General features: G+C 62.4%; 23 protein-coding genes and 1 pseudogene. 12 read left to right on the top strand and 12 right to left on the bottom strand.

The window, feature by feature from the left end:
- The first annotated feature begins 20 nt into the window (after window positions 1-20).
- Entirely contained in the window at window positions 21-1,031 is a 1,011-nt protein-coding gene (locus NKI59_RS20190; RefSeq protein ID WP_352706355.1) for a zinc-dependent alcohol dehydrogenase family protein, read from the top strand.
- Between the two features lie 346 nt (window positions 1,032-1,377).
- On the opposite strand, the gene NKI59_RS20185 is transcribed toward NKI59_RS20190, so the two are convergent.
- The 3 genes from NKI59_RS20185 to NKI59_RS20175 are packed head-to-tail and all read right to left on the bottom strand — an operon-like array spanning window position 1,378 to window position 5,161.
- Entirely contained in the window at window positions 1,378-3,699 is a 2,322-nt protein-coding gene (locus tag NKI59_RS20185; RefSeq protein WP_352706353.1) for a xanthine dehydrogenase family protein molybdopterin-binding subunit, read from the bottom strand.
- Window positions 3,696-4,679: an FAD binding domain-containing protein gene (locus NKI59_RS20180; RefSeq protein WP_352706351.1), complete on the bottom strand. Its 984-nt coding sequence runs from the start codon at window positions 4,677-4,679 to the stop codon at window positions 3,696-3,698. The genes NKI59_RS20185 and NKI59_RS20180 overlap by 4 nt, the downstream gene beginning before the upstream one ends.
- Window positions 4,676-5,161 carry a (2Fe-2S)-binding protein gene (locus NKI59_RS20175; RefSeq protein WP_352451438.1) on the bottom strand — a complete coding sequence of 162 codons (486 nt, stop codon included), beginning with the start codon at window positions 5,159-5,161 and terminating at the stop codon, window positions 4,676-4,678. Before NKI59_RS20175 ends, NKI59_RS20180 begins: the two co-directional genes overlap by 4 nt.
- A 682-nt stretch (window positions 5,162-5,843) precedes the next feature.
- On the opposite strand from NKI59_RS20175, the gene NKI59_RS20170 reads away from it, so the two are divergent.
- Entirely contained in the window at window positions 5,844-6,476 is a 633-nt protein-coding gene (locus tag NKI59_RS20170; protein ID WP_023677324.1) for a TetR/AcrR family transcriptional regulator, read from the top strand.
- A gap of 18 nt (window positions 6,477-6,494) precedes the next feature.
- Here NKI59_RS20170 and NKI59_RS20165 read toward each other — a convergent pair whose 3' ends face one another.
- Window positions 6,495-6,935 carry a lipid-binding SYLF domain-containing protein gene (locus NKI59_RS20165; protein ID WP_352451439.1) on the bottom strand — a complete coding sequence of 147 codons (441 nt, stop codon included), beginning with the start codon at window positions 6,933-6,935 and terminating at the stop codon, window positions 6,495-6,497.
- Between the two features lie 291 nt (window positions 6,936-7,226).
- Here NKI59_RS20165 and NKI59_RS20160 point away from each other — a divergent pair, with 291 nt between their 5' ends.
- A complete protein-coding gene (locus NKI59_RS20160; protein WP_352706348.1) occupies window positions 7,227-8,168 on the top strand; it encodes a hypothetical protein in 942 nt (313 codons plus the stop codon).
- 47 nt (window positions 8,169-8,215) lie between these two features.
- Here NKI59_RS20160 and NKI59_RS20155 read toward each other — a convergent pair whose 3' ends face one another.
- From NKI59_RS20155 to NKI59_RS20145, 3 genes are all read right to left on the bottom strand, one after another.
- Window positions 8,216-8,536 carry a hypothetical protein gene (locus NKI59_RS20155; RefSeq protein ID WP_352501252.1) on the bottom strand — a complete coding sequence of 107 codons (321 nt, stop codon included), beginning with the start codon at window positions 8,534-8,536 and terminating at the stop codon, window positions 8,216-8,218.
- A gap of 255 nt (window positions 8,537-8,791) precedes the next feature.
- On the bottom strand, window positions 8,792-10,354 hold the full coding sequence (locus NKI59_RS20150; RefSeq protein WP_352706346.1) for a serine hydrolase: 1,563 nt from the start codon (window positions 10,352-10,354) through the stop codon (window positions 8,792-8,794).
- 128 nt (window positions 10,355-10,482) lie between these two features.
- Window positions 10,483-11,916, bottom strand: coding sequence for a coiled-coil domain-containing protein (locus NKI59_RS20145; RefSeq protein WP_352706344.1), 1,434 nt, complete (start codon window positions 11,914-11,916; stop codon window positions 10,483-10,485).
- A gap of 469 nt (window positions 11,917-12,385) precedes the next feature.
- Between NKI59_RS20145 and NKI59_RS20140 the strand changes: the two genes are divergently transcribed.
- The 6 genes from NKI59_RS20140 to NKI59_RS20115 all read left to right on the top strand — a co-directional run bounded on the left by NKI59_RS20140 (window position 12,386) and on the right by NKI59_RS20115 (window position 18,145).
- Complete coding sequence (locus NKI59_RS20140) at window positions 12,386-13,126, top strand: ATP-binding cassette domain-containing protein (RefSeq protein ID WP_254819718.1); 741 nt, start codon at window positions 12,386-12,388, stop codon at window positions 13,124-13,126.
- 55 nt (window positions 13,127-13,181) lie between these two features.
- Window positions 13,182-14,243 carry an ABC transporter permease gene (locus tag NKI59_RS20135; protein WP_352706341.1) on the top strand — a complete coding sequence of 354 codons (1,062 nt, stop codon included), beginning with the start codon at window positions 13,182-13,184 and terminating at the stop codon, window positions 14,241-14,243.
- 53 nt (window positions 14,244-14,296) lie between these two features.
- Window positions 14,297-15,301, top strand: a complete 1,005-nt coding sequence (locus NKI59_RS20130; protein ID WP_352489989.1) for a sugar-binding protein — start codon at window positions 14,297-14,299, stop codon at window positions 15,299-15,301.
- A 47-nt stretch (window positions 15,302-15,348) separates the two neighbouring features.
- Window positions 15,349-16,098, top strand: coding sequence for a glucose 1-dehydrogenase (locus NKI59_RS20125; RefSeq protein ID WP_352489988.1), 750 nt, complete (start codon window positions 15,349-15,351; stop codon window positions 16,096-16,098).
- Between the two features lie 61 nt (window positions 16,099-16,159).
- Window positions 16,160-17,191: a DUF930 domain-containing protein gene (locus NKI59_RS20120; RefSeq protein ID WP_352706339.1), complete on the top strand. Its 1,032-nt coding sequence runs from the start codon at window positions 16,160-16,162 to the stop codon at window positions 17,189-17,191.
- 153 nt (window positions 17,192-17,344) lie between these two features.
- Entirely contained in the window at window positions 17,345-18,145 is an 801-nt protein-coding gene (locus tag NKI59_RS20115) for a class I SAM-dependent methyltransferase (protein ID WP_352706337.1), read from the top strand.
- 63 nt (window positions 18,146-18,208) lie between these two features.
- Here the strand turns inward: NKI59_RS20115 and NKI59_RS20110 are convergent, their stop codons facing one another.
- The 4 genes from NKI59_RS20110 to NKI59_RS20095 all read right to left on the bottom strand — a co-directional run bounded on the left by NKI59_RS20110 (window position 18,209) and on the right by NKI59_RS20095 (window position 20,586).
- Window positions 18,209-18,784 (bottom strand): dihydrofolate reductase family protein, encoded by a 576-nt coding sequence (locus tag NKI59_RS20110; protein ID WP_352706335.1) that lies wholly within the window; start codon window positions 18,782-18,784, stop codon window positions 18,209-18,211.
- Window positions 18,785-18,885: 101 nt separating this feature from the next.
- Window positions 18,886-19,419, bottom strand: coding sequence for an SRPBCC family protein (locus NKI59_RS20105; protein ID WP_352706333.1), 534 nt, complete (start codon window positions 19,417-19,419; stop codon window positions 18,886-18,888).
- Window positions 19,416-19,805, bottom strand: a complete 390-nt coding sequence (locus tag NKI59_RS20100) for an ArsR/SmtB family transcription factor (RefSeq protein WP_352569142.1) — start codon at window positions 19,803-19,805, stop codon at window positions 19,416-19,418. Before NKI59_RS20100 ends, NKI59_RS20105 begins: the two co-directional genes overlap by 4 nt.
- Window positions 19,806-19,950: 145 nt before the next feature.
- The gene (locus NKI59_RS20095; RefSeq protein ID WP_352569141.1) at window positions 19,951-20,586 is read right to left on the bottom strand and encodes an ankyrin repeat domain-containing protein; all 636 of its coding nucleotides are present in this window, start codon (window positions 20,584-20,586) and stop codon (window positions 19,951-19,953) included.
- Between the two features lie 229 nt (window positions 20,587-20,815).
- Here NKI59_RS20095 and NKI59_RS20090 point away from each other — a divergent pair.
- A pseudogene (locus tag NKI59_RS20090) lies at window positions 20,816-21,671 on the top strand (aldo/keto reductase).
- A 104-nt stretch (window positions 21,672-21,775) separates the two neighbouring features.
- On the opposite strand, the gene NKI59_RS20085 reads toward NKI59_RS20090, so the two are convergent.
- On the bottom strand, window positions 21,776-22,081 hold the full coding sequence (locus tag NKI59_RS20085) for a hypothetical protein (protein ID WP_023677305.1): 306 nt from the start codon (window positions 22,079-22,081) through the stop codon (window positions 21,776-21,778).
- A 236-nt stretch (window positions 22,082-22,317) separates the two neighbouring features.
- Between NKI59_RS20085 and NKI59_RS20080 the strand changes: the two genes are divergently transcribed.
- Both NKI59_RS20080 and msuE read left to right on the top strand, forming a co-directional pair.
- Entirely contained in the window at window positions 22,318-23,610 is a 1,293-nt protein-coding gene (locus NKI59_RS20080) for an Nramp family divalent metal transporter (RefSeq protein WP_352706331.1), read from the top strand.
- A gap of 575 nt (window positions 23,611-24,185) precedes the next feature.
- Entirely contained in the window at window positions 24,186-24,743 is a 558-nt protein-coding gene (gene msuE / locus NKI59_RS20075) for an FMN reductase (protein ID WP_023677302.1), read from the top strand.
- Window positions 24,744-24,771 lie beyond the last annotated feature (28 nt).

Genomic DNA, 24,771 nt, shown 5'->3' with positions numbered 1-24,771 from the left:
GCCATCAACCGGAGTGAGACATGAAAGCGATCGAACTGACTGCCCCGAGACTGGACGCGTTTCGCGCGGCCACCGTTCCCACGCCTGAACCGCAGCGCGGCGAAGTGCTGATCCGCCTGCGCGCCGCAAGCCTCAATTTTGTCGATGTCGCGATAGCGAGCGGCAACTATCCAGGTCCGAGCTTTCCGCTCATTCCGGTCGTCGACGGCGCCGGCGAGATCGTCGGCATCGGCGAGGGCGTGTCGAGGCTCGCCATCAACGACCGCGTCATCGCCCATGCAAAACCGCGCTGGATCGGCGGCCGTCCGCGGCCTTATGAGACCAGAGAGATGCGCGGGCTGACACTGCCCGGCTCGCTCGCCGAATACGTCGCGCTGCCGGCCAATGCCGTTGTGCCGATGCCGGCGCATCTGTCCTTCGAAGCGGCAGCGACGCTGCCGATCGCCGGCACCACCGCGTGGAATGCGCTTCGCGCCGCCGATGCCGGGCCGGGGTCGGTCGTCGTCCTGCTCGGTACCGGCGGTGTCTCGATCCTGACCCTGCAACTGGCCAAGGCAGCCGGCGCCACGGTCATCATCACCTCGTCGTCTGACGAAAAGCTGGCGCGCGCCAAGGCCTTGGGTGCGGATCATCTCATAAATTATCGTGAGACGCCGGACTGGGACGCCAAGGTGCTCGAGTTGACCGACGGGCTCGGCGCCGATCTGATCGTCGAAACCGGCGGCGCGGCGACCTTCGCCCGCTCCATCAATGCCGCGGCGCCCGGCGGCACGGTGTTCGCCATCGGCTTCGTCACCGGCGCCGAGGCCGCCACGAACCTGCTGCCGATCATCATCAAGGCACTCAAGGTGGTGGGCAACAACACCGGTTCGGTATCCGACCTGCGCGACGCGGCGCGGGCCATCGGCGCCGCCCGTATCGATCCGGTCATCGACACGGTCTACAGCCAGCATCAGGCGACCGAGGCCTACGCCCATATGGCGGCCGGCGGCCGGCATTTCGGCAAGCTTGCATTCAGTCTGTCGTGGTGAGCCTGAAAAAGGCAGAGCGTTGAAGCTACCGATCTCCCCTCTGGCGGCAGGGCTATCGCAGATGGAAAGCCGAGGCTTTCGCTCTACGATGGACCCCCACCCCTAACCCCTCCCCACAAGGGGGAGGGAGACTTCCGTTGGCGCTGACCTCGGCAAATTGCCTGCCTTTCGGCGCCAAAGGGGAAGTTAAAGGCGCGCGGCAGCATTCCCTCCCCCTTGTGGGGAGGGTTAGGGTGGGGTCCATCTTCGTAAGAATCCAAATGCGATTGCCCTGCCTCTGGCGGGGAGATCGGTCGTCACCTCGGCTTTTGCCAATCGCCAACGCGCCGACAGTCCCAACCTCCGCCTAAATCAGCTTCTCCAGCGTGATCGGCAGGTCCCGCACCCTTTTCCCGGTGGCGTGGAATACCGCGTTGGCGATCGCCGGCGCCACGCCGACAATGCCCAGCTCGCCGACCCCCTTGCCGCCAAGCGCCGAGGAATGCGGATCGGGAATACCGACCGAGATCACCTCGATGTCGGGAATGTCGGCATTGGTGGCGATGAGATAGTCGGCGAAATTGTCGTTGACGATGCGCCCATGCCGGCGGTCGACGATGCCCTCCTCGAGCAGCGCCTGGCCGATGCCCATGATGATGCCGCCCTTCCATTGGCTTTCGGCGAGCTTGGGATTGTAGAGCCGGCCCGAATCCAGCGCCGACACCACGCGGGAGACGCGAACCGTGCCAAAGTCCTCGTCGACGCGGACTTCGATGAAATGCGCGCACCAGCTGTGGCGGGAATAGTCGCCCTCGGTGTGTGGCAGCGCCATGGCTATGGTGGTGTAGTTCTTGTAGCGGTCCTCGACCGTCGAATTGGCCGGCATGGTGTCGCCCTTCGCCTCGATATGCTCGCGCCCGACGCTGCTGAGCAGTTCGGCGATCGAAACCTCAGGGCCGTTGCCGCGCGGCGAGGCGATGCGGCCATTGGCGACGACGAGCGTGTTGGCCTGCAGCGCATGGAACGGCGAAGCCGGATCGCTGATGGCGAGCCCGATCAGCTGGTCGAGCGCGGCACTCGCCGCCTTGTGGACGGCGCCGGTCATCACCCCGGCCAGCCGCGAACCGCCGGTGACGCCGGCACGGGCATAGCGGGAATCGCCAAGCTTGACGACAACGTTTTCCGCCGGCACGCCCACCACCTCGGCGGCGGTCTGCGCCAGGATCGTGTAGGTGCCCTGCCCCATGTCGATCGATGAGCTTTCGACCTCGACCGAGCCGTCGGCGAGAATGCGCACGACCGCCTCGCCATAGGCGCGCCGCACCGGATAGGTGCCTGCCGCGACACCCCAGCCGATCAGCTGGTTGCCGTCGCGCATCGAACGCGGCCGGGGGTTCCGCTTCGACCAGCCAAAGGCTTCGACGCCGGCCGCGAAGGCCTCACGCAGCTGCCGTGTCGACCACGGCTTCTTCGCATGCGGATCCTGCTCGGCATAATTCCTGAGCCGGATTTCCAGCGGATCGATACCGACCTCATAGGCGAGCTCGTCGATGGCGCTTTCGATGCCGAAGGCGCTCGGGTTCTCGCCCGGCGCGCGCAATGCCCCCGGCACCACCGTGTTGACCCGCACGACGTTCTGCCGCGACGAGAAATTCGGCGTCGCGTACATGACCGAGGTGACCGAGCCGAGCGGCTCGACCCACATGCCGTCGACCGAGGTCTCGTTGACGCCGCGATGCACGATCGACTGGATCTGGCCCTCCGCGTTGGCGCCGAGCGCCACGGTCTGGCGCGTCGCCGCCCGTCCGCCATAGGCGGTGAAGGTCTGCGGCCTGGTGACCGCCAGCTTCACCGGCCGTCCCAGCATTTTCGCGGCGACTGCCGCTACAGCGCCGTAGCCATAGGCAAACGCCTTGGAGCCGAAGCCGCCGCCAATATAGGGCGAGACCAGTCGTACATTCTCGAACGGCACGCCGAACCATTCGGCATAGGTCCGCGCCATGCCGTCGAGCCATTGGCTCGGCTCCCAGACCGTCAACTGGTCGCCCTGCCACTTTGCGATCAGGCCATGCGGCTCCATCGGCGCCTGGTATTCGCGCGGCGTGTTGTAGGCGTTGCAGATCCTGACCGGAGCCGAGGCGAACGCTGTCTCCGCCTCGCCCCATTCCTTGGTCATCGCATCGACGGGGATGCCGTCGCCGGCCTTTGGATCGCTGAGGTCGACGATCGCCGGCGCCTCGTCATAGGCGATCTTGACCAGCGCCGCGGCGGCGACCGCCTGCTCGAAACTCTCGGCCACCACCGCCGCGACATGCTGGCCGCTGAAGGTGATGTCGCGCGCCAGCGGGCAATAAGCGACGTCCGGCGGCGGCGTGCCCAGCCAGTCCGTTGCGGTTCTCAGCGGCAGGATATTGTCGGGCGTCAGCACCAGCAGCACGCCGGGCGACGCCTTGGCCGCGGCCGTGTCGATCGAACGCACCCGGCCGGCGGCAATGGTGCTCTCGACCAGCACCGCATGGGTAAGCCCCTCGAGCTGCTGCTCGACGGCGTATTTGGCGGCACCGGTGATCTTGGCCGGGCCGTCGACGCGCGACAGCCGGCCGCCGACCTGGTCGGCGAGGACGGCACCGTCCGAAGCGTCGCCGCGTTTGGCATCGCCGGGTCTTGTTCTCAACTCGTGAACGGTCATGCCGTTTCTCCCATTTTGAGGATGGCGCGGGCGACGACGCGCGGCGCCAGTTCGATCTTGTAGTGGTTGGCGCCATGGTCGACGGTGCCCTCGACGGCGAGCAGGCTGGCTTGCCTGACGACCTCCGGCTCGAGCACTTTGCCTTTCAGCGCCTCTTCGACGGCAAGGGCGCGCCATGGCTTGGTGGCGACACCGCCAAGCGCGACGCGCAGATCGCGGATCGTCCTTCCGTCGGCCTCGAATTCGATGCCGACCGCGGCACTTGCCGCGGCGAATTCATAGGACTGGCGGTCGCGGACCTTGAGATAGGTCGAGCGGCGGGCGGCCGCCGAAGCGGGAATGCCGATCGCGGTGATCATCTCGCCGGGCTCGATCGCATGTTCCCTTTCGGGCGTGCTGCCCGGCAACAGGAAAAAATCATCGACGGCGATCTGACGGTCGCCGAGATGGACGATCGCGTCGAAGGCGACGAGTGCAACCGCCAGGTCGCCGGGATAGGTGGCGACGCAGGCCTCGCTGGTGCCTAGCACGGCATGGCCGCGGGTGACGCCGCCAATCGCCGAGCAGCCGCTGCCGGGCGAGCGCTTGTTGCAAGCGGGGAAATTTGCCGGATCGCGGAAATAGGGGCAGCGTGTACGCTGCATCAGATTGCCGCCGATCGTCGCCATGTTGCGCAGCTGCGCCGATGCCGCCTGCCACAGCGCCTCCGAAACGGCAGGGAACCGGCTCTTGATACCGGCATGGTCGGCGACGGTGCTCATCCTGGCCAGCGCCCCGATCGTGGCGCCCCGGTCATCAACGGCAATCGTGTCCAGTCCTTTGAGATGGGTGATGTCGACCACGGTCTCGGGTTCGGCAACGCCGCATTTCGCGAGATCGACAAGCGTCGTGCCGCCGGCCAGAAGCATGGCGCCGGGAAGTGCTGCTGCCTCACGGGCTGCATCGACGGAGCCGGCGCGGAGATACGAAAAGTCCCTCATGACGCGGCCTCCATGGCCGCCTGGCGCACGGCGGCGACGATATGCGGATAGGCGCCGCAGCGGCAGAGATTGCCGGCCATGTATTCGCGGATCTCCTCATCCGAGCCGGCATGGCCTTCGCGAATGCAGGCGACCGCCGACATGATCTGGCCCGGCGTGCAATAGCCGCACTGGAAGGCATCCTGTTCGAGGAAGGCGGCCTGCACCGCATGCAGCGTGCCATCCTCCCCGGCAAGCCCTTCGATGGTGGTGATGTCCCTGCTTTCAGCCTGAGTGGCAAGCGTTAGGCAGGCCAGCACGCGCTGGCCGTCGATATGAACGGTGCAGGCGCCGCACTGGCCCTGGTCGCAGCCCTTCTTGGTGCCGGTCAGCCCGAGATGGTCGCGCAAGGCGTCGAGCAGGGTAACGCGCGGTTCGACCTCCAGCTCATGTCGATGTCCGTTGATTCGAAGTTGGATTGGAGTTCGGGTTTTGCTTGTCATGGGGCGTCTGGCTCCAGTTGCTTGACGCGGGAGGGGATGATCTGGTGCCCGGCCGGCGAGCGGCAAGGTCAGCTTATGGCTAGGTGAAGGCTATCTTCCCCTTGGGGGAAGTGCCCGGCAGGGCAGAGGGGGTCGGTTCGACTTGGCGCGAGCTCCGGGAGGGCTGCGGCTTGGGAGGTCGAAAGACGTGACATACCCGATCCCGTGATTACATGAGAAAGGCGCTCCACAATCGGAGGCGCCTCCGCTTATTACCTAAGGGCCTGCTCCGCCCTGTTCAAGCCCAGGATCGAAAATGATCAAAATTGGAGGAAATTGGCAGGCAGCCGGCCGTCATGCCTGGAGACAAAAAAGCACCACCGGCCCAAGCCGGTGGTGCTCTCTGAACTGTCTGTAGGGGCAGGACAGTCCAATGATCCTGAGGGGATCGTGCTCAACATGGGCTCATTTTTGCCCCACGGCATCGGCCGAACAGATGACGAGTGCCGGCCGCGAGGAAATATCCTCCGTCGTCATCCACCGGACGTCATCCACGGGCCGTGCACCGGGGGCGGGCAAGATGCCTCGCCTGCCGGAACGCCGGCCCAGATTCGATCCTGTGATTATATTTACTTGCGATTATATTTGTCGGAGACGTAACGAAGGTGGAAGCGTCTGCGTTCTTGAAACGGGGGAGAAAAAATTGGCCGCGGAGCCGCCCGTCATTTCTGGAGACAAAACCGAAGCCGCCGTTGCAAAGCCGCTGCGCGCCGACGCGCAGCGCAACCGCGATGCTCTGGTCGAGGTCGCGGCAAAAGCCTTTGCCGCGCAAGGCGTCGATGCCTCGCTGGAGGAGATTGCGCGGCAGGCCGGCGTCGGCATCGGCACGCTCTACCGGCATTTCCCAACCCGCGAGCACCTGGTCGAGGTGGTTTATCGGCGCGAAGTGGAAGGACTGTGCCAGGCGGCCGACGAACTCGCCCGCGATCATGCGCCCGACATGGCGCTCGAACAATGGATGCAGCGCTTCGTCGACTACATCGCCACCAAGCGCGGGCTGTCGACAAGCCTGCGCATCCTGCTCACGACCAACTCAACCCTGTTCTCCGACGTTTCCGGCAGGGTGACGCTCGCCTTGCGGCGGCTGATCGATGCCGCGGTCGCCGACGGCTCGATCCGCGGCGATGTCGATGCCTCCGACGTGCTGCATGCGCTGGGCGGCATCTATTCGGCCCCGGACACCAAGGACTGGCGCGATCGCTCGCGCCGATTGGTGTCGCTGCTGATGGATGGGCTGCGGTTTGGAGCGGCCAAATCCGGCCCATCCAAGGAATAACGAATGCAGTGACTGTCCTTATTTCAGCGAGATGCTCATACCGCTGAGATCGGCATTGACTTGCAGGCCTACCTGCCTGCCCGTGAGTTCGAGTTGGGCACCCTTGTCATTGGTCATGACGATCACCTGGGCTCCTTTGCCGAGCGCGCCGCCACCGCCCGCTGCACCGTACACCCCCGTCACATCCCGGGCGCGGCGTATGTGGCGCACGGTACCTTTGAAATAGGTCTTGGAGGCGCCGAAGGCGAGGCCGCCCGAGATGCCGCCGACCGAGATCGGATATCGGCGACCATGGAAGGTCAGTGTGCCCTCGCCTCCGGAGCCGCCGATGAAGAAGGCCGCCTTGTAGACGGCGAAGCGGATCGTACCGCTGTCGGCATGCGCGACGCTGGCAAAGCTAACTGCCGCCGCAGCGATGACGGCAACTGCGACTGAACGAAATCTGGACGAAATCTTCATGATGAGAACTCCTCAAGATCGCCGCATGCCCAGCCGGCCGGGCACGTCGGCGTCGTATCAAAGTCATAGCTGAACAGTCTCGCCCTTCATTGGTTCCAAGCACGCGGCCTGAATTCCGGCCGCGAGAAGACCGCCACGAAACGAGGCGGATGGCGAGCATAGTCCTGGCTGTAAGAAACAGTGGCCGACCAGCGGGGATCTGTCGCCGGCGTTCCTAGGAAACGTATGTGTATTGAAGCGGAATGGTATTAGTCTGCGCCCGTCTGGGGTTTCGGGGAGCGCGGCAAAGGAATGGACTTCAACTCACGGCATGGCTACCTGCTGATCGGCGGTCTGATCCTGGTCGGTGCCGGGCTCCTGGTCGTTTCGCTGATCGTCAATCTTCGCGTGGCGCACAGTGTGCGTGACGACGTACGCCATCGTGAAAAGCTGCTGGAATATTATCGCAATATCTTTTCGCAGCTGGGCGTGATCCTGATCGGGATTGGCGTGTCCCTGTTCATCTTCTTTTTCCAGCAGAATTATCAGGACCAGCGCAAACGCGAAGCGGAGCTCCAGCAGGTTCTCGCCAAACTGGCGGCGCGTGTTGCCCGCGGCAGCGCTGTCGTGGAGGCCCTCGGCGAATTCGACGCGCTGCTGGATGATGGCGGCGCCTATGTCAGTCCGGAACTCGGCGGTGACAACGCCGCTGTCAGCGCCCAGGGAACGGGGCTCGCCAAGCAGGTTTCGCAGATCCTTCTGGTCGAGCGCGACGTCGATGTTCAGGGGTTCGATATTCTCAATCTGTCACGCGATTTCGAAGCATCGTTCGTTGTCAACGAGCTCAACCCAACGCTATGGTTCAACATCGTCCGGGACGAGAGCGACATCAAATATGCCACTACCCAGATCGCTCTGGATTACAAGGACCTGCAGGATGCAATCGGCGGCGAGCCGATCGAGGTTGCGATCGCCAATCCCGAAAAGGAACGGAAGATCAAGCAGGAGGTGCTCGACGTCTTTTATGATGCCGACCTCCTGCGCCAGCGCAGCAGGCGGTTTCTCGCCCGCGCGTGCTGGCTTTTCAGCACGGGGCGCGGCTTCGTCAAGCTTGCACCGGCCAATGAAATCGAAGCCGATGCCAGATCGCACCAGGAATGGCTCGACCGGTCGAAACCCTTCCTGACGCAGTTGAAGTCAGGAAGCGGCGATTGCTTCAAACTGCTCCAGTTCGGCCCGGCGCCTTTGAGTTGAGAACGAGCCAAACACTCAACGACCAGGTTCGACCCCATTGCGGACGATCAGTCAAGCGCCACAAACGCGTATGACTTCATCAGATCAAGTGTTGTCTCGGCGCGTACAGAAAGGTTGTCTGGCACCTCGATCCGAACGAGTAAAATGTCTGTTCCTTGATCAATTCCGAACAAAGCGGCAATCGGTCGGGGACCATCGAAATGGCACGATGCCCATCGCTGTGGAGATGCATCTGTATCGGTTTCTTTGAGCTCGTCTTCGAGAATCCTACGCAATCCGACATCAAGGGCCTCGCCAGCCATGTGACCGAGTTCATCGATCAGCGGGTTCCAATTAACTAGCCAGACCCAATTCTGCACCCAGGCCACCTGCTGGTCTCCAATTTGGGACGAAAGCCGACTGATCTCGTTAGTCGGTCTTTGCATGATTTGTCGAATCCGCTATCGGCGATCCCTACCATAATAAGCTTGACTGCTTTTTGACCATCTCGGCTGTTGGCGGCAGCCAGCTGATTGAATTTTGACCTAAAGCGGTTCAGCTTTTGATAGTCGCTGACCCGCTCCAAATATCTGTTTTTACGCAATTATGGACGGAAAGCCGCTCCGGACTTTCCTGGAAGTGCTCTAATCTCCCACGCGTTGCAGCGTGCCGAGATGATTGTCGTCGAGAAATTCGACGGTGATGGCCGACGCCTTGCCGTCGGGGCCGACGGCAAAGCTGACGGCCGAGGGCCTGTCCGGCATCTCGGCATCGGGGAAGGTCACGAAGAGGTCGCGGTCGAAATGCTTCAGCGAATACGACCGCGCGCCGGCAGGCCCGACCTTGAGGACAAGAGTGTCTCCTTCGCCCGATACAATAGCATCGCCGAAGAAATCGTTGAAGTAACGGCCTGCATAGGCACTGGCCGGCTCGGCCGGACTTGCTGGAGAGGGCGGCGCGGCATAGGTGGCCTCGGCCGCCGCAATCACCGGGCCGAACATGCTCGCATAGATATTATTCCATGCCTTTACCTTATCCTTCCCCAGCGTTCCGTCGAAAACGAGATCGGCGAAGCTGTCGGACAGCCCCTCCGGCACGCCTGTCGGAAAGGCGTTGGCGATGACGACGATGCCAAGCTTCTCCTCGGGGAAGAGCATCACCAGGCTGCGTGCGCCGGTGCTGAAGGCGCCCGCGTGACCCCAGATCAGCCCGTGCCGGCCGAATTCGATATTCCAGCCGAGGCCGTAGAAGGCCTCGCCTCCTGAGACGGGATTCTTGCCGCGAGCCGTCAAGGGAATATGTGTCTGTTCCAGCGCATCGGCGGCAATGAGTCTCTTGCCGGCATAGACCCCGTTGCCGAGCACAAGGCGCATCCATTGCGAGAGGTCGCGTGCGGTGGAACTGACGCCGCCTGCTGGCGCCTGCGCATCCGGATAGCGCTGGACTTTCGCGGTCCAGGCGCCATCGATTTTGGCGTGAAGCTCGGCGCGGTTGGCGTGCTTGATGAAGTCCGAATGACGGGAGCTGGTCGAGGCCATTCCAAGCGGACGGTAGAGCTTCTCTTCGGCGACCTCTTCCCATGATTTACCCGTCGGCTTCGCGGCCGCGACGGCACCCTCGGTCAGTCCGAAATTGCTGTAGGAATAGCCCGCACGAAAGCTCGATGACGGCGACACGAACCGCAGCCGGCGCAGGATCTCCGCGCGGTCATAGCCGATGTCCTCGAGGTCGTCGCCGGCGGTGCCGGGAAGCCCGCTGCGGTGCGCAAACAGGTCGCGGACCGTGAGTTCGCTGGTCGGATAGGGCTGGGCGAGCCGGAAAGCCGGATCGAGGTCGGCGATCTTCGAATCCCACGAAGCGATCCCCCCGCTGACCAGCGCCGCCACGACCGTGGCGGAGACAGGCTTGGAGAGCGAGGCGATCTGGAACACCGTGTCGGCGTCGACGGCCTCCGGCTTGCCGGCCTCGCGATTCCCAAAACCCTTGAGGAAGATCACCTCGTCGCCGTGCACGACACCGATGGCGAGACCAGGTACGCTACCATCCGCGACGACGCCTTCGGCCAGTAATTCGAGCTTCGCAATGGCCGCGGCGATCCTGTCGGGTGTAATGGTGTCGGCCGACGCCGCTTTCGGCGAAAGCGTAATGACGGCGATGAAGGCCAACATCCTCCACCGGAGGTGATTCCGGTTTGTGAATAGCCGCATGCTCAGCCCCCTCCGCCTCACCGGCGTGCACTATTGCAGCCTGACGCAGGGGAGGCCAGCCCCAAGGATCGCTTCCATCGACGGATGTTCGCTTCGCACCAGTCGAACTTCAGACAGCCGCGCCTGAGCTACGAAGCAGCGCGCAGGCGGAGGCGCCGCCTGCTGGCGCGGGCCTTCTCCGCCACCGCGGCGGTGATCTCGACCACGCCGTCTTCACGCGGTCTGGCGTTGGTGGCCTTGTGGAGCCGCTCATAGGGCAACAGGTCCTTGACCCGGGCTTGAAGCGACGCGACTTCGGCTCGCAGATCCTCGCATTCCTGCCGCTGGACGTCGAACTGTATCTGTTCGGATGCCTGCTGCAGGGAAAGCTGCGAAAAATTCGCGCTGACCGCGGAAAGATTCATCTTGTCGTTTTCGCTCTCCTTCGTGAGGGCGGACAATTTTTGCTCGACAATTTGCTTTTCCGCCACCGCGTCGCTCGCTTGGGCTTTGAGCCTGGCGATCTCGCTGGCGGCTTCGCTGTTGTGGTTGGAGGCGGCCTCCAGTCGCGATCGAAGATCCTCGATTTCAGAACGCAAGCCGGTCATCTCCGCGACACTGCGTGCAAGTTCGGCTTCCCTGTCACCGTCCCTGATGCGGGCCGCTTCCGTTATTTCCGATAGCTTTGCCTGCGCCATATCGAGCGATTTCTGCAGCCGCATCTCCTCTTTCTCGCTCTTGCCAAGCGCGGCCAGCAGTTCCGAAAGCTGCGCGGCATCATTGGCATGGACAGTCGAGAGTTCGTCCAGCCTGTGCCGGGCCTCGGCCTCCCGTTTCAGCGCCTTGTCGAGGTCGATCGACAGGCTGACATGTTTCTCCCGCAGCATCTCGTTCTCGCGCGAGCGTCTGTTGGCCTCGACGGCTCTGGCCGAGAGTGTTTTGACAAGCTCGCCGAACTCGGCCTCGCGTTTTGCGCTCGCATTGCCTGCGACGACGAGTTCCAGCCTTGCCGCAGCCAGCGCGCCGCGGAGTGCTTCCTTGTCCTCGACCAGGCTCGCCTCGTGCTGCTGCAGGGCCTCGATAGCGCTGTCGCGCTCGCGCTGCTTTCTGGTTGCATCGTGGAGCTGTTCGGACAGCACCCTTTGCTGCGCGGTCAGGCCGGTATTTGCCAGCTCCAATTCGTTGGCGCGAAGAATGTCGCCGTGAAGCAGTTTCAGGAATTCGCCCGTCAGATGATGCGAGGTCGCGATCTCCGACAGTTTCGCATTGATCTCCCCCAGATACTCCTGCGCGTCGTGAAAGAGCCCATCGACCGCATTTAAGGCAGCCAGCCGGGTTTGCGTATGGGGGGACAGCCGTCGTGCGGTCTCGAAGGCGTCCGCATTGGCTTCGAGCTGCGAGCTGTCATCCGTTGTCGCGAGATTCTCATCCGATACCGTCTCATCCGGCACAGTGACGTCGTTCAACGGCGACTGATCGTCCACATTGAGACATTCGCTAAACGCATCCGCCAAATCGGTTTCGAGCTCCTTGAACGCTCTCTCCACTGTCTCGGCACGCTTGATCAAACCTTTGAAATTCATGACCGAATATCCCTCTCGTGCAGCGCCGGCAAGGAGCGGATTTTCAATACTTGACCCTCGCCTCCCCCGAATGCGGGTTCATCTCCTGACGTGCGCTCTGGCCGACGCACGCTAGGGACAGGCTTGGCCACTGTCCTCGTGTGTTTGAATGACGCAAACCGTGTTCTGCCGCGCTCCATACCCGAGGCGTTGGCACCGCTCGCAAAACGCCTACTCATTTCACCCGAAACGGATATGAAGCGGCGCAAGCCTGAGGATCGCCTGGTGATTGTCTTAAGGACCGGCCGAGCCCTCGGTGTTCTGCAGCAGCTACAAGGTCACGGCCTAAGACGACGCGTGTCACTGCCGGGAGGCCTGACCTAATAAATGCCTGACCTAATAAATGATTGTGTTGAATACGTTTCGCTGATTAGCTGCTGTGCATAGACCAGGGACAAGACCGATAAAATGTTGTCCCGGGAGGACCGCGATGCCGGTGCTTGAGGTTCGCCACGTCTCCAAGAATTTCGGGGCTATCCAGGCCCTGACCGACGTCAGCTTCCAGGTGGAGCGAGGCGAAGTCGTTGGTCTGATGGGGGACAACGGCGCCGGCAAGTCGACGATAGTCAAGACTGTGGCCGGGAATTTTCCTCCGAGCGACGGCGAAATTGTAGTCGAGGGCGAGGTGTGCCACTTCCACCAGCCCGTGCAGGCCCGCGCCAAGGGGATCGAAGTTGTTTATCAGGACCTGGCGCTCGCCGATAATCTGACGGCCGCGCAGAACGTCTTTCTGGGGCGCGAGATCAAGAAGGGCTTCTGGCCGATCAGGATTCTTGACAAGCAGGCGATGATCGATCGCTCGGCAGCGCTGTTCAAGGAACTCAAATCGGAAACCCGGCCGCGCGACCTCGTCAGGAAGATGTCGGGTGGGCAGCGCCAGGCGGTCGCCATCGCGCGGACCCGGCTTTCAAATGCCAAGCTGGTGCTGATGGACGAACCAACGGCCGCCATCTCGGTGCGCCAGGTGGCGGAAGTACTCGAACTGATCCGACGCCTCAAAGCACAAGGAGTCGGCGTCATGCTGATCAGTCACCGAATGCCTGACGTGTTCGCCGTGGCAGATCGCATTATCGTCCTCAGGCGGGGCTCGAAAGTTGCCGACAAGCCAGCCGACAAAACATCGCCCGAGGAAATCACCGGACTGATAACGGGGGCCATCCGTGGCGAATAGTGTTCAGGAGTCAGTTGGCGTTCAGGGCTCAGTCGAAGAACATGGCAGGCCGGCCATGTCGGATTTCGTCCCGACCAAGGAAAAAACAGTTCTCCAACGTGTGATTTCAAGTCAGCCCTTCTGGGTGATGATTGCGCTCATCGCGCTCGTCATGTTGATGACTGCGATGGAGCCGAGCTTCGGCACCTCTGAAAACGTCGCCAATGTGACGCGCAACTTCGCACCTTTCGGCATCATGGCACTTGGCATGACGATCGTCATCATCACCGGCGGTATCGATCTGTCGGTCGGCTCCGTCATGGGTCTCGTGGTCATCGTCGCCGGCCTGTTCCTCACCTGGCATTATCCCTGGTACGTCGCCTTCGCCATGGGCCTTTTCTCCGGTCTGGCCTGTGGCGCGGTCAACGGATTCTTTGTCGCCTATGTCGGGATGCCGTCCTTTGTGGTCACCCTCGGCATGCTGTCCGTCGCGCGCTCGCTGGCGGTCGTATTCTCGGCCAACCAGATGCTCTACCAGTTCGGGCCCGATGCTCCGATCGTGAAGGCAATCGGTCAGTGGAAATGGCCGCGGCATGGTCCGAACGACTGGGCACCGCATTGGATACCAGAACTGTCGTCACAGTTCTGGACCATGGTGATCCTGGCCCTGATTGTCGGCTTCGTATTCAACTTCACAGCCTGGGCCCGGCATCTCTTCGCCATCGGCGGCAATGAGGAGGCGGCACGGCTCACCGGCGTTCCGGTCAACTGGATTAAATTCCAGGCCTATGTCTTCTCAGCTTTCACCGCCGCGCTCGCCTCGCTCCTGCTCCTCGGCTATAACGGTTCGGCTATAAATGCCATGGGCCAGGGCTACGAACTGCGCGTTATCGCCGCGACAGTCATTGGCGGCGCCAGCCTCATGGGCGGCGCCGGCACGGCCTTCGGTGCGATCATCGGTTCGGCCTTCCTCGAGGTGATCAGGAATGCGCTGCTGATGGCCGGCATCGATTCAAACTGGCAGGGTGCCTTCGTCGGCGCCTTCATCGTTCTTGCGGTTCTCTTGGGCATGCAAACGGGCGGCAAATCGATTCTCGCCGCGTCGCTGGCAGTCTTGATGCCCAAAAAACGCCGCTAGAAACCCGCCGGCGGGAGGCTTGCGGGACATCACACCAAGGAGGAGAACGTCACATGAAAAAACATCTGCTGACGGCCGCCGTCGCGCTTGGCGCAATGGTGCTTGCCGTTTCCGGCGCCCAGGCGAAATACACCTTCGCCCTGGTGCCGAAGAACATGAACAATCCTTTCTTCGACCAGGCACGCGACGGCTGCAAGAAAGCCGAGGCCGAATCCAATGGCGCCGTGGAGTGCATGTATATCGGCCCCGGCGAGCATGGTGGTGGCGACGAGCAGGTGCAGATCGTGCAGGATCTCGTGGCCAAGAAGGTGGACGGCATCGCCGTGTCGCCATCGAACGCCGCCGCGATGGCGGTTGCGCTGCAGGCCGCCAAGGAAGCCGGCATCCCGGTCCTCACCTGGGACTCCGATCTCCTGCCCGAAAACAAGGATCTGCGCGTTGCCTATATCGGCACGCACAATTATGAGATCGGCGAGAACCTCGCCAAGCTTGTCATGCAGATCAAGCCCAAAGGCGGCACGATCTGCATCCAGTCCGGCGGCGCCGCGGCGGCCAACCACAACGAGCGCATGCAGGGCATTCGCGATACGCTTTCGGGCACCAAATCGGCGGCCTCGCCCGGGGATCGGCTGACGGGCCAGAACGGCTGGACCGAAATCGAAGGCTGTCCGCTCTACACCAACGATGATTTCCCGCTTTCGGTGCAACAGTTCGAGGATATCATGGCGAAAAACCCGAACCTCGACGCATTCGTCCCAACCGGTGGCTTCCCGCAGTTCATTCCCGACGCCAACCGCGCCGCGGTCGCACCGTACAAGGACAAGATCGCCTCGAAAGCCCTGGCCCTTGTCGTTGCCGACACGCTTCCGGTACAGATCGACCAGATGAAGGAAGGTTTCTCCCTTGGCCAGGTCGGTCAGCGGCCGTTCGAGATGGGCTACAAGACGATGATGGCGCTGAAGGACATGAAGGAGGGCAAGGCTCCGCCGGCCGACCCGACCTACACGGGCCTCGATGTCTGCACTCCGGAGACAGCCGACACCTGCGTCGCCAAATAGCGCTTTTGGGCGGGAGGAAACTCCCGCCCTTTTCATAGGGGATCTCAATGCCGGAATTGTTCTCGCTCAAGGGCCGTGTCGCATTGGTCACGGGTGCCTCGCGTGGTCTTGGTTTTGCCATGGCCAAGGCACTTGCCGAAAACGGTGCGACGGTGATCGTCAATGCCCGCGACGTGGCCGCCCTTTCCGTGGCGGCCGAAAGGATCGGTGCAGAAGCCCTGCCGTTCGATGTCACCGACGCGGCGATCTCAAGGGCGTCGCTCGAAGGAATCGTCGAACGCCACGGCCGCCTCGATATTCTGGTCAACAACGCCGGCATCCAGCATCGGAAACCGCTGGTCGAATGGCAGGACGAGGATTTCAACCATGTGGTTGCCGTCAATCTGTCGGCTTGCTTCCGCATGATGCGCGACGCGGTGCGCCTGATGCTGCCAAACAAGTTCGGGCGCATAATAAACACCGGATCGGTCGCAGCGATCCTTGGCCGCCCCACCATTCACGCCTATGTGGCGGCAAAGGCGGGCCTGCACGGGCTGACACGCTCCACTGCCGCTGAGCTGGGCCGTCACGGCATCACCGTCAACGCCATCGCCCCCGGCTATTTCGCCACCGAGCTCAACACCGCACTTATGCACGACGAGGCCTTCACCAAATGGGTCGAGGCACGAACCCCCGCGGGCCGCTGGGCCCAGCCTGAGGAGCTCGGCGGAGCCGTGGTGTTTCTCGCCTCCGACGCTGCCGCTTACGTCAACGGGCACGTGCTGGCGGTTGACGGCGGGCTATCGGTTTCCCTGTGATTTCAACCGGCGACACCGTACCGGGAGGGCGTGCCTGCTAGCCGCCTGAAATGACGACTTGATGCATGCGCTGCTGGCCCGGTCCCCTGCGCGGACGCCGACGCCACACGATTGGATGCCGCGCCGCATTGCAGCCGCCGACTTTTCGATTCGCAACGGGTTATTTCTACGTCTGGCGGCATCGATGCTTGATGCCGCCAATATTTCATTCCACACACCGGTCACGATGAGAGACGACATACGGGATCAGCGCCGGGTATTCGGGTGGGCCTTGCCTGCCTCCGCGGTCGCGCATTTGCTCGCCGCCGCGCTTCTTTTGTCCGCACTGCCGCTGTCGCCCCCGCAGCCGCAGAAGGAGCAGCCCATCGCAGTGGATATCGTGCCGCCGCCTAAACCGCCGGAAAAAACCAAACCTCCGTCCCCCGCTGAACCGCCCAAGCCGGAAAAGCAGCCGGAAGCCAAGATCGAGACCCCGGCGAGCCGTGAGGTCGCCGCGCAGAGACCTGTCTTCCAATTCGGTGAGAAGGACGCCGGTCCTCGCAAGTCTCTGGACGGCAACAGTGCGGAGGATGGTTCGGAACAACCGCCAGCGCCGCAAGTTCCCAGTAACCAGGATCTTGCACAGCCACCTGCCGTGACAGCGGTCGAGGGGAAAGACCAGGCTCCGTCGCCTGGCGCATCCGCGCCGCCTAAGCCCAAGCCAGCGAACGTCAAGGAGCAAAAACCCTTGAAGCTTCAGCAAGCCAAGACGTTGTTCTCGGAAGCAGCAACCGGTGATCCGATAGCGACAAGCGCAATGGGCAATATACCCCACCCCGTGCGGATCGGTCAGCTCTGCCTCACGGAATTGCGCGAACAGTTGCGCCGCGCCTCGCCCCCCTATTTTCCCGACCTCTTGCGTTCATTCAGGCTGAAGGAAGGCACTATCATGCAAGTTCCCAGGACCGCCTTCCGTGCCAACGGGCAGTGGTACGATTTGAGCTATCGTTGCGAGGTCGATCCGGACGCGACGAAAGTCATTTCCTTCGCCTTCCTTGTCGGAGATCCGGTGCCGCGCAGCGAATGGAAGCGCCGCGGGCTACCCGCCGAATAGGTGGTCGAGGCCACGGAGGCTGGCTGGCCGGCGCCATCAAATCCGGCCGGCGATGTCTTCGCGCGCTCCGGGCTGCCGAACCAACACGCGCCAAAAGTGGGCTTTCGTCAGCGGCCGCCGAAGTCTAGCATACGGCTTTGGGAGGGGGCTTCGATGACTTCAAGTTTCAACGTTCACCATGCTGCCGGCTATGAGCAGCTCATGGGCCGCTGGAGCCAAAAGCTCGCGCCGCTGTTCATCGGCTTCGCGGGCCTCAAGGACAGCGAAAAGATCCTCGACGTCGGATGCGGCACCGGCAGCCTGACCTTCGCGCTCGTCAAGGCCGCTGACCTCGGTGAGGTCGCGGCGATCGACTTTTCGACCGTTTTCGTCGAGGAGGCAATCCGGCGCAACACCGATCCGCGGATAAAAATCCGTCAGGCGGATGCCTGCGCCCTGCCCTTTGAGGATGGCGCGTTCGACCGTGCCCTGGCCCTGCTCGTGCTCCATTTCGTGCCCGAAGCCGGCAAGGCAGTCGCCGAGATGCGCCGCGTCGTACGGCCGGGCGGCGTCGTCGCGGCGACGGTATGGGACCATCTCGGCGGCACGCCGGGGATGCGCATGATGATCGACACCGTGGCGGTGCTCAGTGAAGGCGGACGCCAGTTGCGTGCCCGCTATTGCACGCAGCCGATGATGCAGCCGGGTGAAATGAAACGGACCTTTGTCGAACAGGGTCTCCGCGACGTTACGGAAACCCAGTTGATGATCCGCATGGACTACCAAAATTTCGATGATTACTGGGCGCCGATTGCCGCCGGCGAAGGGCCGCTCGGCAAGTATGTGGCCGCGCTCGACCCGGAAGAGCGGGCGCGCACCGACGCCGCCATGCGCGACGCCTATGAGGCCGGCCGGCCCGACGGCCCGAGGTCCTTTGCCAATGTCGCCTGGGCCTGCCGCGGCGTCGTTGCCTGACCTTGGCGCTAATGCATGCCGCGCAAAAAGCGCGTCGCATGAGGCCGATCGAACGCGACGCGCTTAGCCGATCCCATAGACCAGCCCGACGCGGCCGTCCGAAAGCTGTTCGACCTTGCGCAGTTCGAGCCCACGACGATTTTTCGCCGTCCCAAACAGCGGCTTTCCTTCACCGGCGAGCAGCGGATAGACGATCAGCCTGAGCTCATCGACCAGCCCGGCATCGATAAGGCTCGCGGTAATTCGGGCGCCGCCCATAAGGTAGATGTCCTTGCCGGGCTGCTGTTTCAGTGCAGCGATATCCTCGAAATTCCGCACGAAGCGCGTCTTTGGCCAGGCCGCCGAAGTCATTGTGTTCGACAGCACATAATGCGGGGTCTGCGCGGCGAAGCGGGCCCATTCGAGCTCGGCCGGCTTCGGCAATTTGCCGGTCATCGGCAGCGGCTTGTCGGGCTCGTTCTGGATGGCGCTCCAGTAGCGCTCGTAGCCGGCATACATGACGCTGCCAAGCAGGCAAGCGTCGATTTGCGGCGTCAGGCCGTATTCGTCCGACCACGCGTCGACCCAATCGGCGTAACCCTCGGGTCCCTCCATCTTGCCGTCGACGGAAATCTTCATTCCAGCGATCAATTTGCGCATGACTTCCTCCATCAGGCTTGCGGGATGCAAGCACGTTTCATCGTTTCAGCGTTGCTTCGTGTTGCTGGCGGCGACCTCAGGGATGGCCGCCGCGAGTTACATCAGGCCGGCAGGCGGCGGTCGTATTCTTCCCGCAGGCGGCTCCAGCCGTCCCAGAACGAGGTCGGCGTCTTGCCCGCCAGGCGGGCGGCCAGCAGGTCGAGGTGTATGTGCCAGCCGGCCGTGATGTTGAGCTGGATTGCACGTTCCGGCAGGCGGCGATGAACGACGGTGAGCAGCACATCGCTACCCTTCGCCTCCAGCAAGAAGGAGACGCCGCCGGTGTTTCCCCAGGTGATGGAAAGCTTGCGCGGCGGATCGAGTTCGGTGATCCGACCCTCCATCCGATGCTCTTCGGGAAAGCCCGCGGGTCGCTGGCCAGGCGGGTCCGTCAGCTCGTCGTTACGCCAGACCAATTCGAACGAGCTGCCGGCCTTCATTTCCATCTGGCCCGCGGCCATCCATTGCCGGCGCAAGTCACTCTCGGTGAGATAGGCCCAGACGCGCTCGATGGGGCCGGGCAAGAGGCGCTGGATGGTGAACGTGGCGGGCTCGCTCAGCGCGCCATAGGCGTCGATGCTTCTCATCTGGTTCATTGCTCGTCTCCTTCTTTCGGATTGGGCGATTTCCTGGACTCATCCTGGGCTTTGCGTGCGTCCTCTTCGCGAAGAAGGCGTTCGAGAACATCGAGACGACCGGTCCAGAAGCGCTCGTAGAAGCTGAGCCACTGATGGGCGCTGGCCAGCGGTCCAGGGGCTAGTCGGCACAGATGCGTGCGGCCCCTCACCTCTCGACGAATAAGCCCTGCGTTCTCCAGCGCCTTGATGTGCTTGGAGGCCGCCGCGAGCGACATCGCGAAGGGTTCCGCCAGCTGGCTTACCGTTTTCTCGCCATCGGCGAGATCGCGAAGCATGTGCCGCCGGGTGGCGTCGCCAAGGGCGTGAAAAACCGCGTCCATCTGGGGTGTCTCTAATTCAACCATGTAGTTGAATATAGACACACGCTTTGAGATAATCAACTGTTTGGTTGAATAATTTTTGTGAAGCGCCGCGGGGCCGTTTGCGCCATCGAGCGTGTCGACGTCACGGGAGATACGGACGCGCCCCGCGACAGTAAGGGCGAGGCCCTTATTTGCCGTTGAAGAAACTGTGGATCGCGGCTTCCAGCTTTTCGATAAGCTGAGGGTTGTGGCAGCTGCCAGCCCAGATCAGGGCGTTTAGCCTCATCTCTTTGTTGATAAAGCTCACTTTCCCAGAATCCAGCAGGTATTCCGCGATCTCGTAGTGCCGCCCCTTGATAGCCTCGATGAGCGCGTTGTTTCTCCCCGTCTTGTCGGTCAGATTTACTTCCGCGCCATTCTCCACGAGCAACTTGACGACTTCGAGATGCCCGTTCTTCGCCGCCTCGATAAGAGCCGTTCTGCCGTAGTAGTCAGCTCGCGCGTTGATCTCTATTTGGGGGTGTCTCACGAGGACTGAGATACACGCGTAATGTCCCTTGGCCGACGCAAGGCTCAAGGGCGTGCTCTTCCACTTGTTTCTGGAATTCACGTCGATTTCCGGGTCTTCGATCAGCGCCTCCACCACAGCTGTGCGGTCATTGAGGGCTGAAAGGTGAAGTGCAGACCAGCCGCCGTCGTCCGACTGATTGATGTCGGCGCCAGCCGCCAACTCCGATCGAACCGCCTCCGCATCGCCTTGTTCTGCCGCGACCAGCAGGGGCGACCAGTCTCTTGCCCCTTCGGCTTCCAAGCTGTTGGTCAACGCAGTCGCCTCCTCGGATAGCTCACAGAATACCACAGAATCCGCGATAGTGGGGTCGTCCTGCATAGAGTTCCCTGGAGCTCGTGGGTCACAGAGAGCTGTCGGCCCGAAGCGGAGGATCAGCGCTTCACGTCCGTCTCCTCACATTCTCCTGATATCGACTGGCTTTGGCGGCCATTCAGACTAGATAGAGCCTGCGCCGGGCGGAACGATGCAGAAGGACCTGAACATGCCTGAACAGATTACCCTGAATAGACCTGAACAAATCAGATTGAACGACGGCTCCGCCATTCCGCAAATCGGCCTCGGCGTGTGGCAGGTCGATCCAGCCATCACCGCCAAGGTGGTGCGCTGGGGAATCGAGGCCGGCTACAGGCTGATCGACACCGCCGAAGGCTATCAGAACGAGGAAGGTGTCGGGGCAGGCGATCCGCTCGGCCGGCGTCCCGAGAAGCGAGTTGTTCATCACCTCGAAACTGCGCAACGGCGCGCATCAGCGCGACGCCGCCTTGCGCGCCTTCGACGAAACGATGAGCAAGCTCGGCATCGAACAGATCGACCTGTTCCTGATCCATTGGCCGGTGCCCAGCCAGGACAGATATGTCGAGGCCTGGAAGACGCTGATCGAACTCAGGCAATCAGGCCGAATCAAGTCGATCGGCGTTTCGAACTTCAACCAGGACCACCTCGAAGGGATCATCGGCGAGACCGGCGTCACGCCGACCGTCAACCAGATCGAGCTCCACCCCCGCTTCCAGCAGCGTGACAAACGTGAATTCCACGACAGGCACAACATCCGCATCGAGAGCTGGAGCCCGCTGGGCAGCGGCCGGCTGTTGAGCGATCCGACGCTTGAAAGCATCGCCAGGAAACACGGCAAGTCGGTGGCGCAGACGATCGTCAGGTGGCACCTTCAGGAAGGGTTGATCGTCATTCCAAAGTCGATCCACCAGGACCGCATCGCCGCCAATTTCGATGTCTTCGATTTCGAGCTGGAAGCGAAGGACCTCGAGCTTATCCGGGGCATGGATTCGCCCGACGGCCGCACCGGCCCGAACCCCGCTACAGCTGCATTCCTGTTCTGAGGGCCGACAGTGAAGCTGCCTATCTCCCCCCTTGTGGGGGAGATGTCCGGCAGGACAGAGGGAGGCGCTGTCCAGCCAGCGATCAAAACTACCTTCCCGCTAGCTCATATCCCGGAGCCATCCACCAGCGGCACATCTTCGCCCTCCCAGGGGCTCGGCATCGATCCCTTGCTGAGATTGGCCGACGGCAGCGGCATCCAGCATTTCAGTTCGGGTTCGGCATATTCGACGATGCGTCCTGGAGACGAGTCGGAGGCGCGCCAGCCTTCGCTGCCGAACTGATCGGCGCGGGCCCAGTAAGCCATGTCGACCTCGGCCGGACCCTGTTCGGACGGCCGAACCGTGACAAGGATTCTGCTGCCGTCCCTTGGCGCGCTCGACATGTGGCGCCACTGACCGGGCTCGTCCATTGCATTTCCTCCTGCGATCTTCGCCTCGAACGGATAGTCGCTTCGCGTTCGGAAGCGGTCAACCCGAACTTTTTTGCCTGAGACAAAACCCCTGTCCGGTCGTCGCGGAACAAGTCATGGCACGCCGGGTTTGGGCAAGTTGTGGAAGGAAGCAAAATGAGACCAGCGCCGCGACCGATCCTTACCATTATTGCATGGCAGGCCGCGTCTTTCGTTCGCAACCCGGTCCGGTCGCAATGAGGCAGGCCGGTTCCGATCATTCCATCCCACCGAAGGAGGGCAAAGGCGGCATAGGACGAGCGCTCGGCCTCGGCCTGATAACAGGGGCGGCCGACGACGATTGTTCCGCGATAGGCACCTATGCCAGTGCCGGCGCCCGTTTCGGACCCGACCTGCTCTGGACGGCTCCGGTGACGTTGCCGATGATGTACGCGGTCGTCTATCTGTCGTCGAAGCTCGGCCAGGTGTCGGGGCGCGGATTGTTCCACGTCATCAAGGACTTCTACCCGCGGTGGCTGCTCTGGTCGGTGCTGTTGGGTGTGCTCGTCGGCAACACCATCGAGGCAGCGGCCGATCTTGGTGGAATGGCGGCGGCGATCAACATATTCGTGCCGCTTCCCATTCCGCTGATCGTGCTGTTCGTCGCCGCCCTCATCTTCGCCCTCCAGGTTTTCGGCTCCTACACTTTGATCCGCAACATCTTTCGCTGGCTGGCGCTGGCGCTGCTCGCCTATGTCGGTGCCGCCATTCTGGCCAAGCCGGACGCCGCGGCGGTGCTGCGCGGGACGCTGCTTCCGAGGATCGAATTCAATCGCGAGTTCCTGTCGATCCTGGTCGCTATCATCGGCACGACGCTGTCCGCCTATCTCTACACGTGGCAGTCCAATGAGGAGGTCGAGGAGGAGATTGCCCAAGGGCGAACGACGCTCAGGCAAAGGAAGGGCGCCACCGCCGGCGAACTCCGCCGCTCGCGCCGGGACATCCTCATCGGCATGATGTTTTCAAATCTCATCATGTATTTCATCATCCTGTCGACGGGTGCTACGCTCTACAAGGCGGGCCACCACGATATCGACACGGCCGCGCAAGCCGCGGAGGCGCTGCGCCCACTCGCCGGCCAGGCCGCAAGCGTTCTGTTCGCCGCAGGCGTGATCGGCGTCGGTTTCCTAGCGGTTCCTATCATGACCACCGGCGCTGCCTATGATGTGGCACAAGCCATCGGCTGGAAAAACAGCCTGCACGCCCGGGCTCAAGAGGCGCCCAAATTTTATCTCGCCATCGGATTTTTTACGGCGATCGCCGCCGGCCTCAACTTCCTCGGCTTCAATCCGATGAAGGCGCTGGTCTGGTCCGGCATCGTTCAGGGTTTCTCGACGCCGCCCTTGCTGCTGCTCATCATGCTGATGACGAACAGCCGCAGGATCATGGGGGAGCAGGTGAACAGCCGCAGCACCAACATACTCGGTTGGGCAACGACCGCCGCTATCTTCTCGGCGACGATCGGCCTGGTGGCCACCTGGTTCATGTAAATCCGGCAGGACAAGGGACGCCGCTAGTTGGATTACCCGTTCCCGCTTGCGGATTGCCCCAGCTTTGCCGGCCTTGGAAACTCCACAACATCTCCCACCGGCCGCTTGTATTGCGCTGCGACAATTGCATCGATCAGGAGATCCAGAGCCGCACGAGCCGTGCGGCTCGTCTCGTCCTCGCCGCTCAAATAGTGGCAGGCTCGTTCAAGGTGCAGGTGTGCGGCGGCAAAGTCGCTTGTCATAGGCATCTCCCTGTTGCCCGCCCGCCGGCAAGATGACCGCCTCGATTTAGCTAAAAGCAAATATCCACAGCCGGATTTGAATCAAATTGGCCTGACTCACCGTAGCCCGAGGGACAAGGTGCTGGCAGGCCTTTGCATCGCTGGTCGATGCACTGCGCCGGCGCGGTACGCCGCGTTGAATGAACCAATAACGGGCGGTGTTCCGCAAACTCAGTTCGCTCACCGCGCTGCTTTTGAAATTTTCTCGCTCTTTTAATTCTACAAACTCTCTAGACTTACAATAGATCGCTAGAACCAAGATCTTAAAATAGAGCGCTTGAGAGGGAGCCAGGAATGTCGAAAAAGCTCGTAGTGGGGCTGTCGGGCAATTTGACCCGGCCATCGAAGACCAAGGCGTTCGTCAGCCACATTGTCGGGCAGGCCGCCGAAAGCATCGGCGCGGCCTCGGCCGTCTTCGACATCGAGGATCTCGGCGCGTCCCTGCCGCAGGCAAGGCGCCTCGGCGACCTCGACCCGGCGGCGCGCAACATCGTCGAACGGCTGCTGGGCGCCGACATCCTGGTGGCCGGCTCGCCGACTTTCAAAGGCAGCTATACCGGGCTTTTCAAGCATTTCTTCGACCTGCTCGATCCGTCGTCGCTGAGGGGCAAGCCCGTCATCCTCGCCGCGACCGGCGGCGGCGAGCGCCATTCGCTGATCGTCGAGCACCAGTTGCGGCCGCTGTTCGGCTTCTTCGAGGCGCTGACCGTGCCGACCGCGATCTACGCCTCCGACAAGGATTTTGCCAATGGCGTGCTGGTGTCGGAAGCCATCCACGCCCGCGCCCGGCAGGCGGTCGCCGAGGCATGCCGTGTAACCGGGGTGCCCTACGGCGTCGGCCTTGCCGCCTGAACGCACCACTGACCCGAGATCCCCTTTC

Source organism: Mesorhizobium sp. M0598, from assembly GCF_040320865.1.
Classification (GTDB): domain Bacteria; phylum Pseudomonadota; class Alphaproteobacteria; order Rhizobiales; family Rhizobiaceae; genus Mesorhizobium.
This window is presented reverse-complemented; position numbering and strand designations above follow the sequence as displayed.

Bases quoted from the DNA above. Each gene is read 5' to 3' on its own strand.
- NKI59_RS20190 (WP_352706355.1), top strand. From the start codon at position 21: ATGAAAGCGATCGAACTGACTGCCCCGAGACTGGACGCGTTTCGCGCG.
- NKI59_RS20185 (WP_352706353.1), bottom strand. From the start codon at position 3,699: ATGACCGTTCACGAGTTGAGAACAAGACCCGGCGATGCCAAACGCGGC.
- NKI59_RS20180 (WP_352706351.1), bottom strand. From the start codon at position 4,679: ATGAGGGACTTTTCGTATCTCCGCGCCGGCTCCGTCGATGCAGCCCGT.
- NKI59_RS20175 (WP_352451438.1), bottom strand. From the start codon at position 5,161: ATGACAAGCAAAACCCGAACTCCAATCCAACTTCGAATCAACGGACAT.
- NKI59_RS20165 (WP_352451439.1), bottom strand. From the start codon at position 6,935: ATGAAGATTTCGTCCAGATTTCGTTCAGTCGCAGTTGCCGTCATCGCT.
- NKI59_RS20160 (WP_352706348.1), top strand. From the start codon at position 7,227: ATGGACTTCAACTCACGGCATGGCTACCTGCTGATCGGCGGTCTGATC.
- NKI59_RS20150 (WP_352706346.1), bottom strand. From the start codon at position 10,354: ATGCGGCTATTCACAAACCGGAATCACCTCCGGTGGAGGATGTTGGCC.
- NKI59_RS20145 (WP_352706344.1), bottom strand. From the start codon at position 11,916: ATGAATTTCAAAGGTTTGATCAAGCGTGCCGAGACAGTGGAGAGAGCG.
- NKI59_RS20140 (WP_254819718.1), top strand. From the start codon at position 12,386: ATGCCGGTGCTTGAGGTTCGCCACGTCTCCAAGAATTTCGGGGCTATC.
- NKI59_RS20135 (WP_352706341.1), top strand. From the start codon at position 13,182: ATGTCGGATTTCGTCCCGACCAAGGAAAAAACAGTTCTCCAACGTGTG.
- NKI59_RS20130 (WP_352489989.1), top strand. From the start codon at position 14,297: ATGAAAAAACATCTGCTGACGGCCGCCGTCGCGCTTGGCGCAATGGTG.
- NKI59_RS20125 (WP_352489988.1), top strand. From the start codon at position 15,349: ATGCCGGAATTGTTCTCGCTCAAGGGCCGTGTCGCATTGGTCACGGGT.
- NKI59_RS20120 (WP_352706339.1), top strand. From the start codon at position 16,160: ATGCATGCGCTGCTGGCCCGGTCCCCTGCGCGGACGCCGACGCCACAC.
- NKI59_RS20115 (WP_352706337.1), top strand. From the start codon at position 17,345: ATGACTTCAAGTTTCAACGTTCACCATGCTGCCGGCTATGAGCAGCTC.
- NKI59_RS20110 (WP_352706335.1), bottom strand. From the start codon at position 18,784: ATGCGCAAATTGATCGCTGGAATGAAGATTTCCGTCGACGGCAAGATG.
- NKI59_RS20105 (WP_352706333.1), bottom strand. From the start codon at position 19,419: ATGAACCAGATGAGAAGCATCGACGCCTATGGCGCGCTGAGCGAGCCC.
- NKI59_RS20100 (WP_352569142.1), bottom strand. From the start codon at position 19,805: ATGGTTGAATTAGAGACACCCCAGATGGACGCGGTTTTTCACGCCCTT.
- NKI59_RS20085 (WP_023677305.1), bottom strand. From the start codon at position 22,081: ATGGACGAGCCCGGTCAGTGGCGCCACATGTCGAGCGCGCCAAGGGAC.
- NKI59_RS20080 (WP_352706331.1), top strand. From the start codon at position 22,318: ATGAGGCAGGCCGGTTCCGATCATTCCATCCCACCGAAGGAGGGCAAA.
- msuE (WP_023677302.1), top strand. From the start codon at position 24,186: ATGTCGAAAAAGCTCGTAGTGGGGCTGTCGGGCAATTTGACCCGGCCA.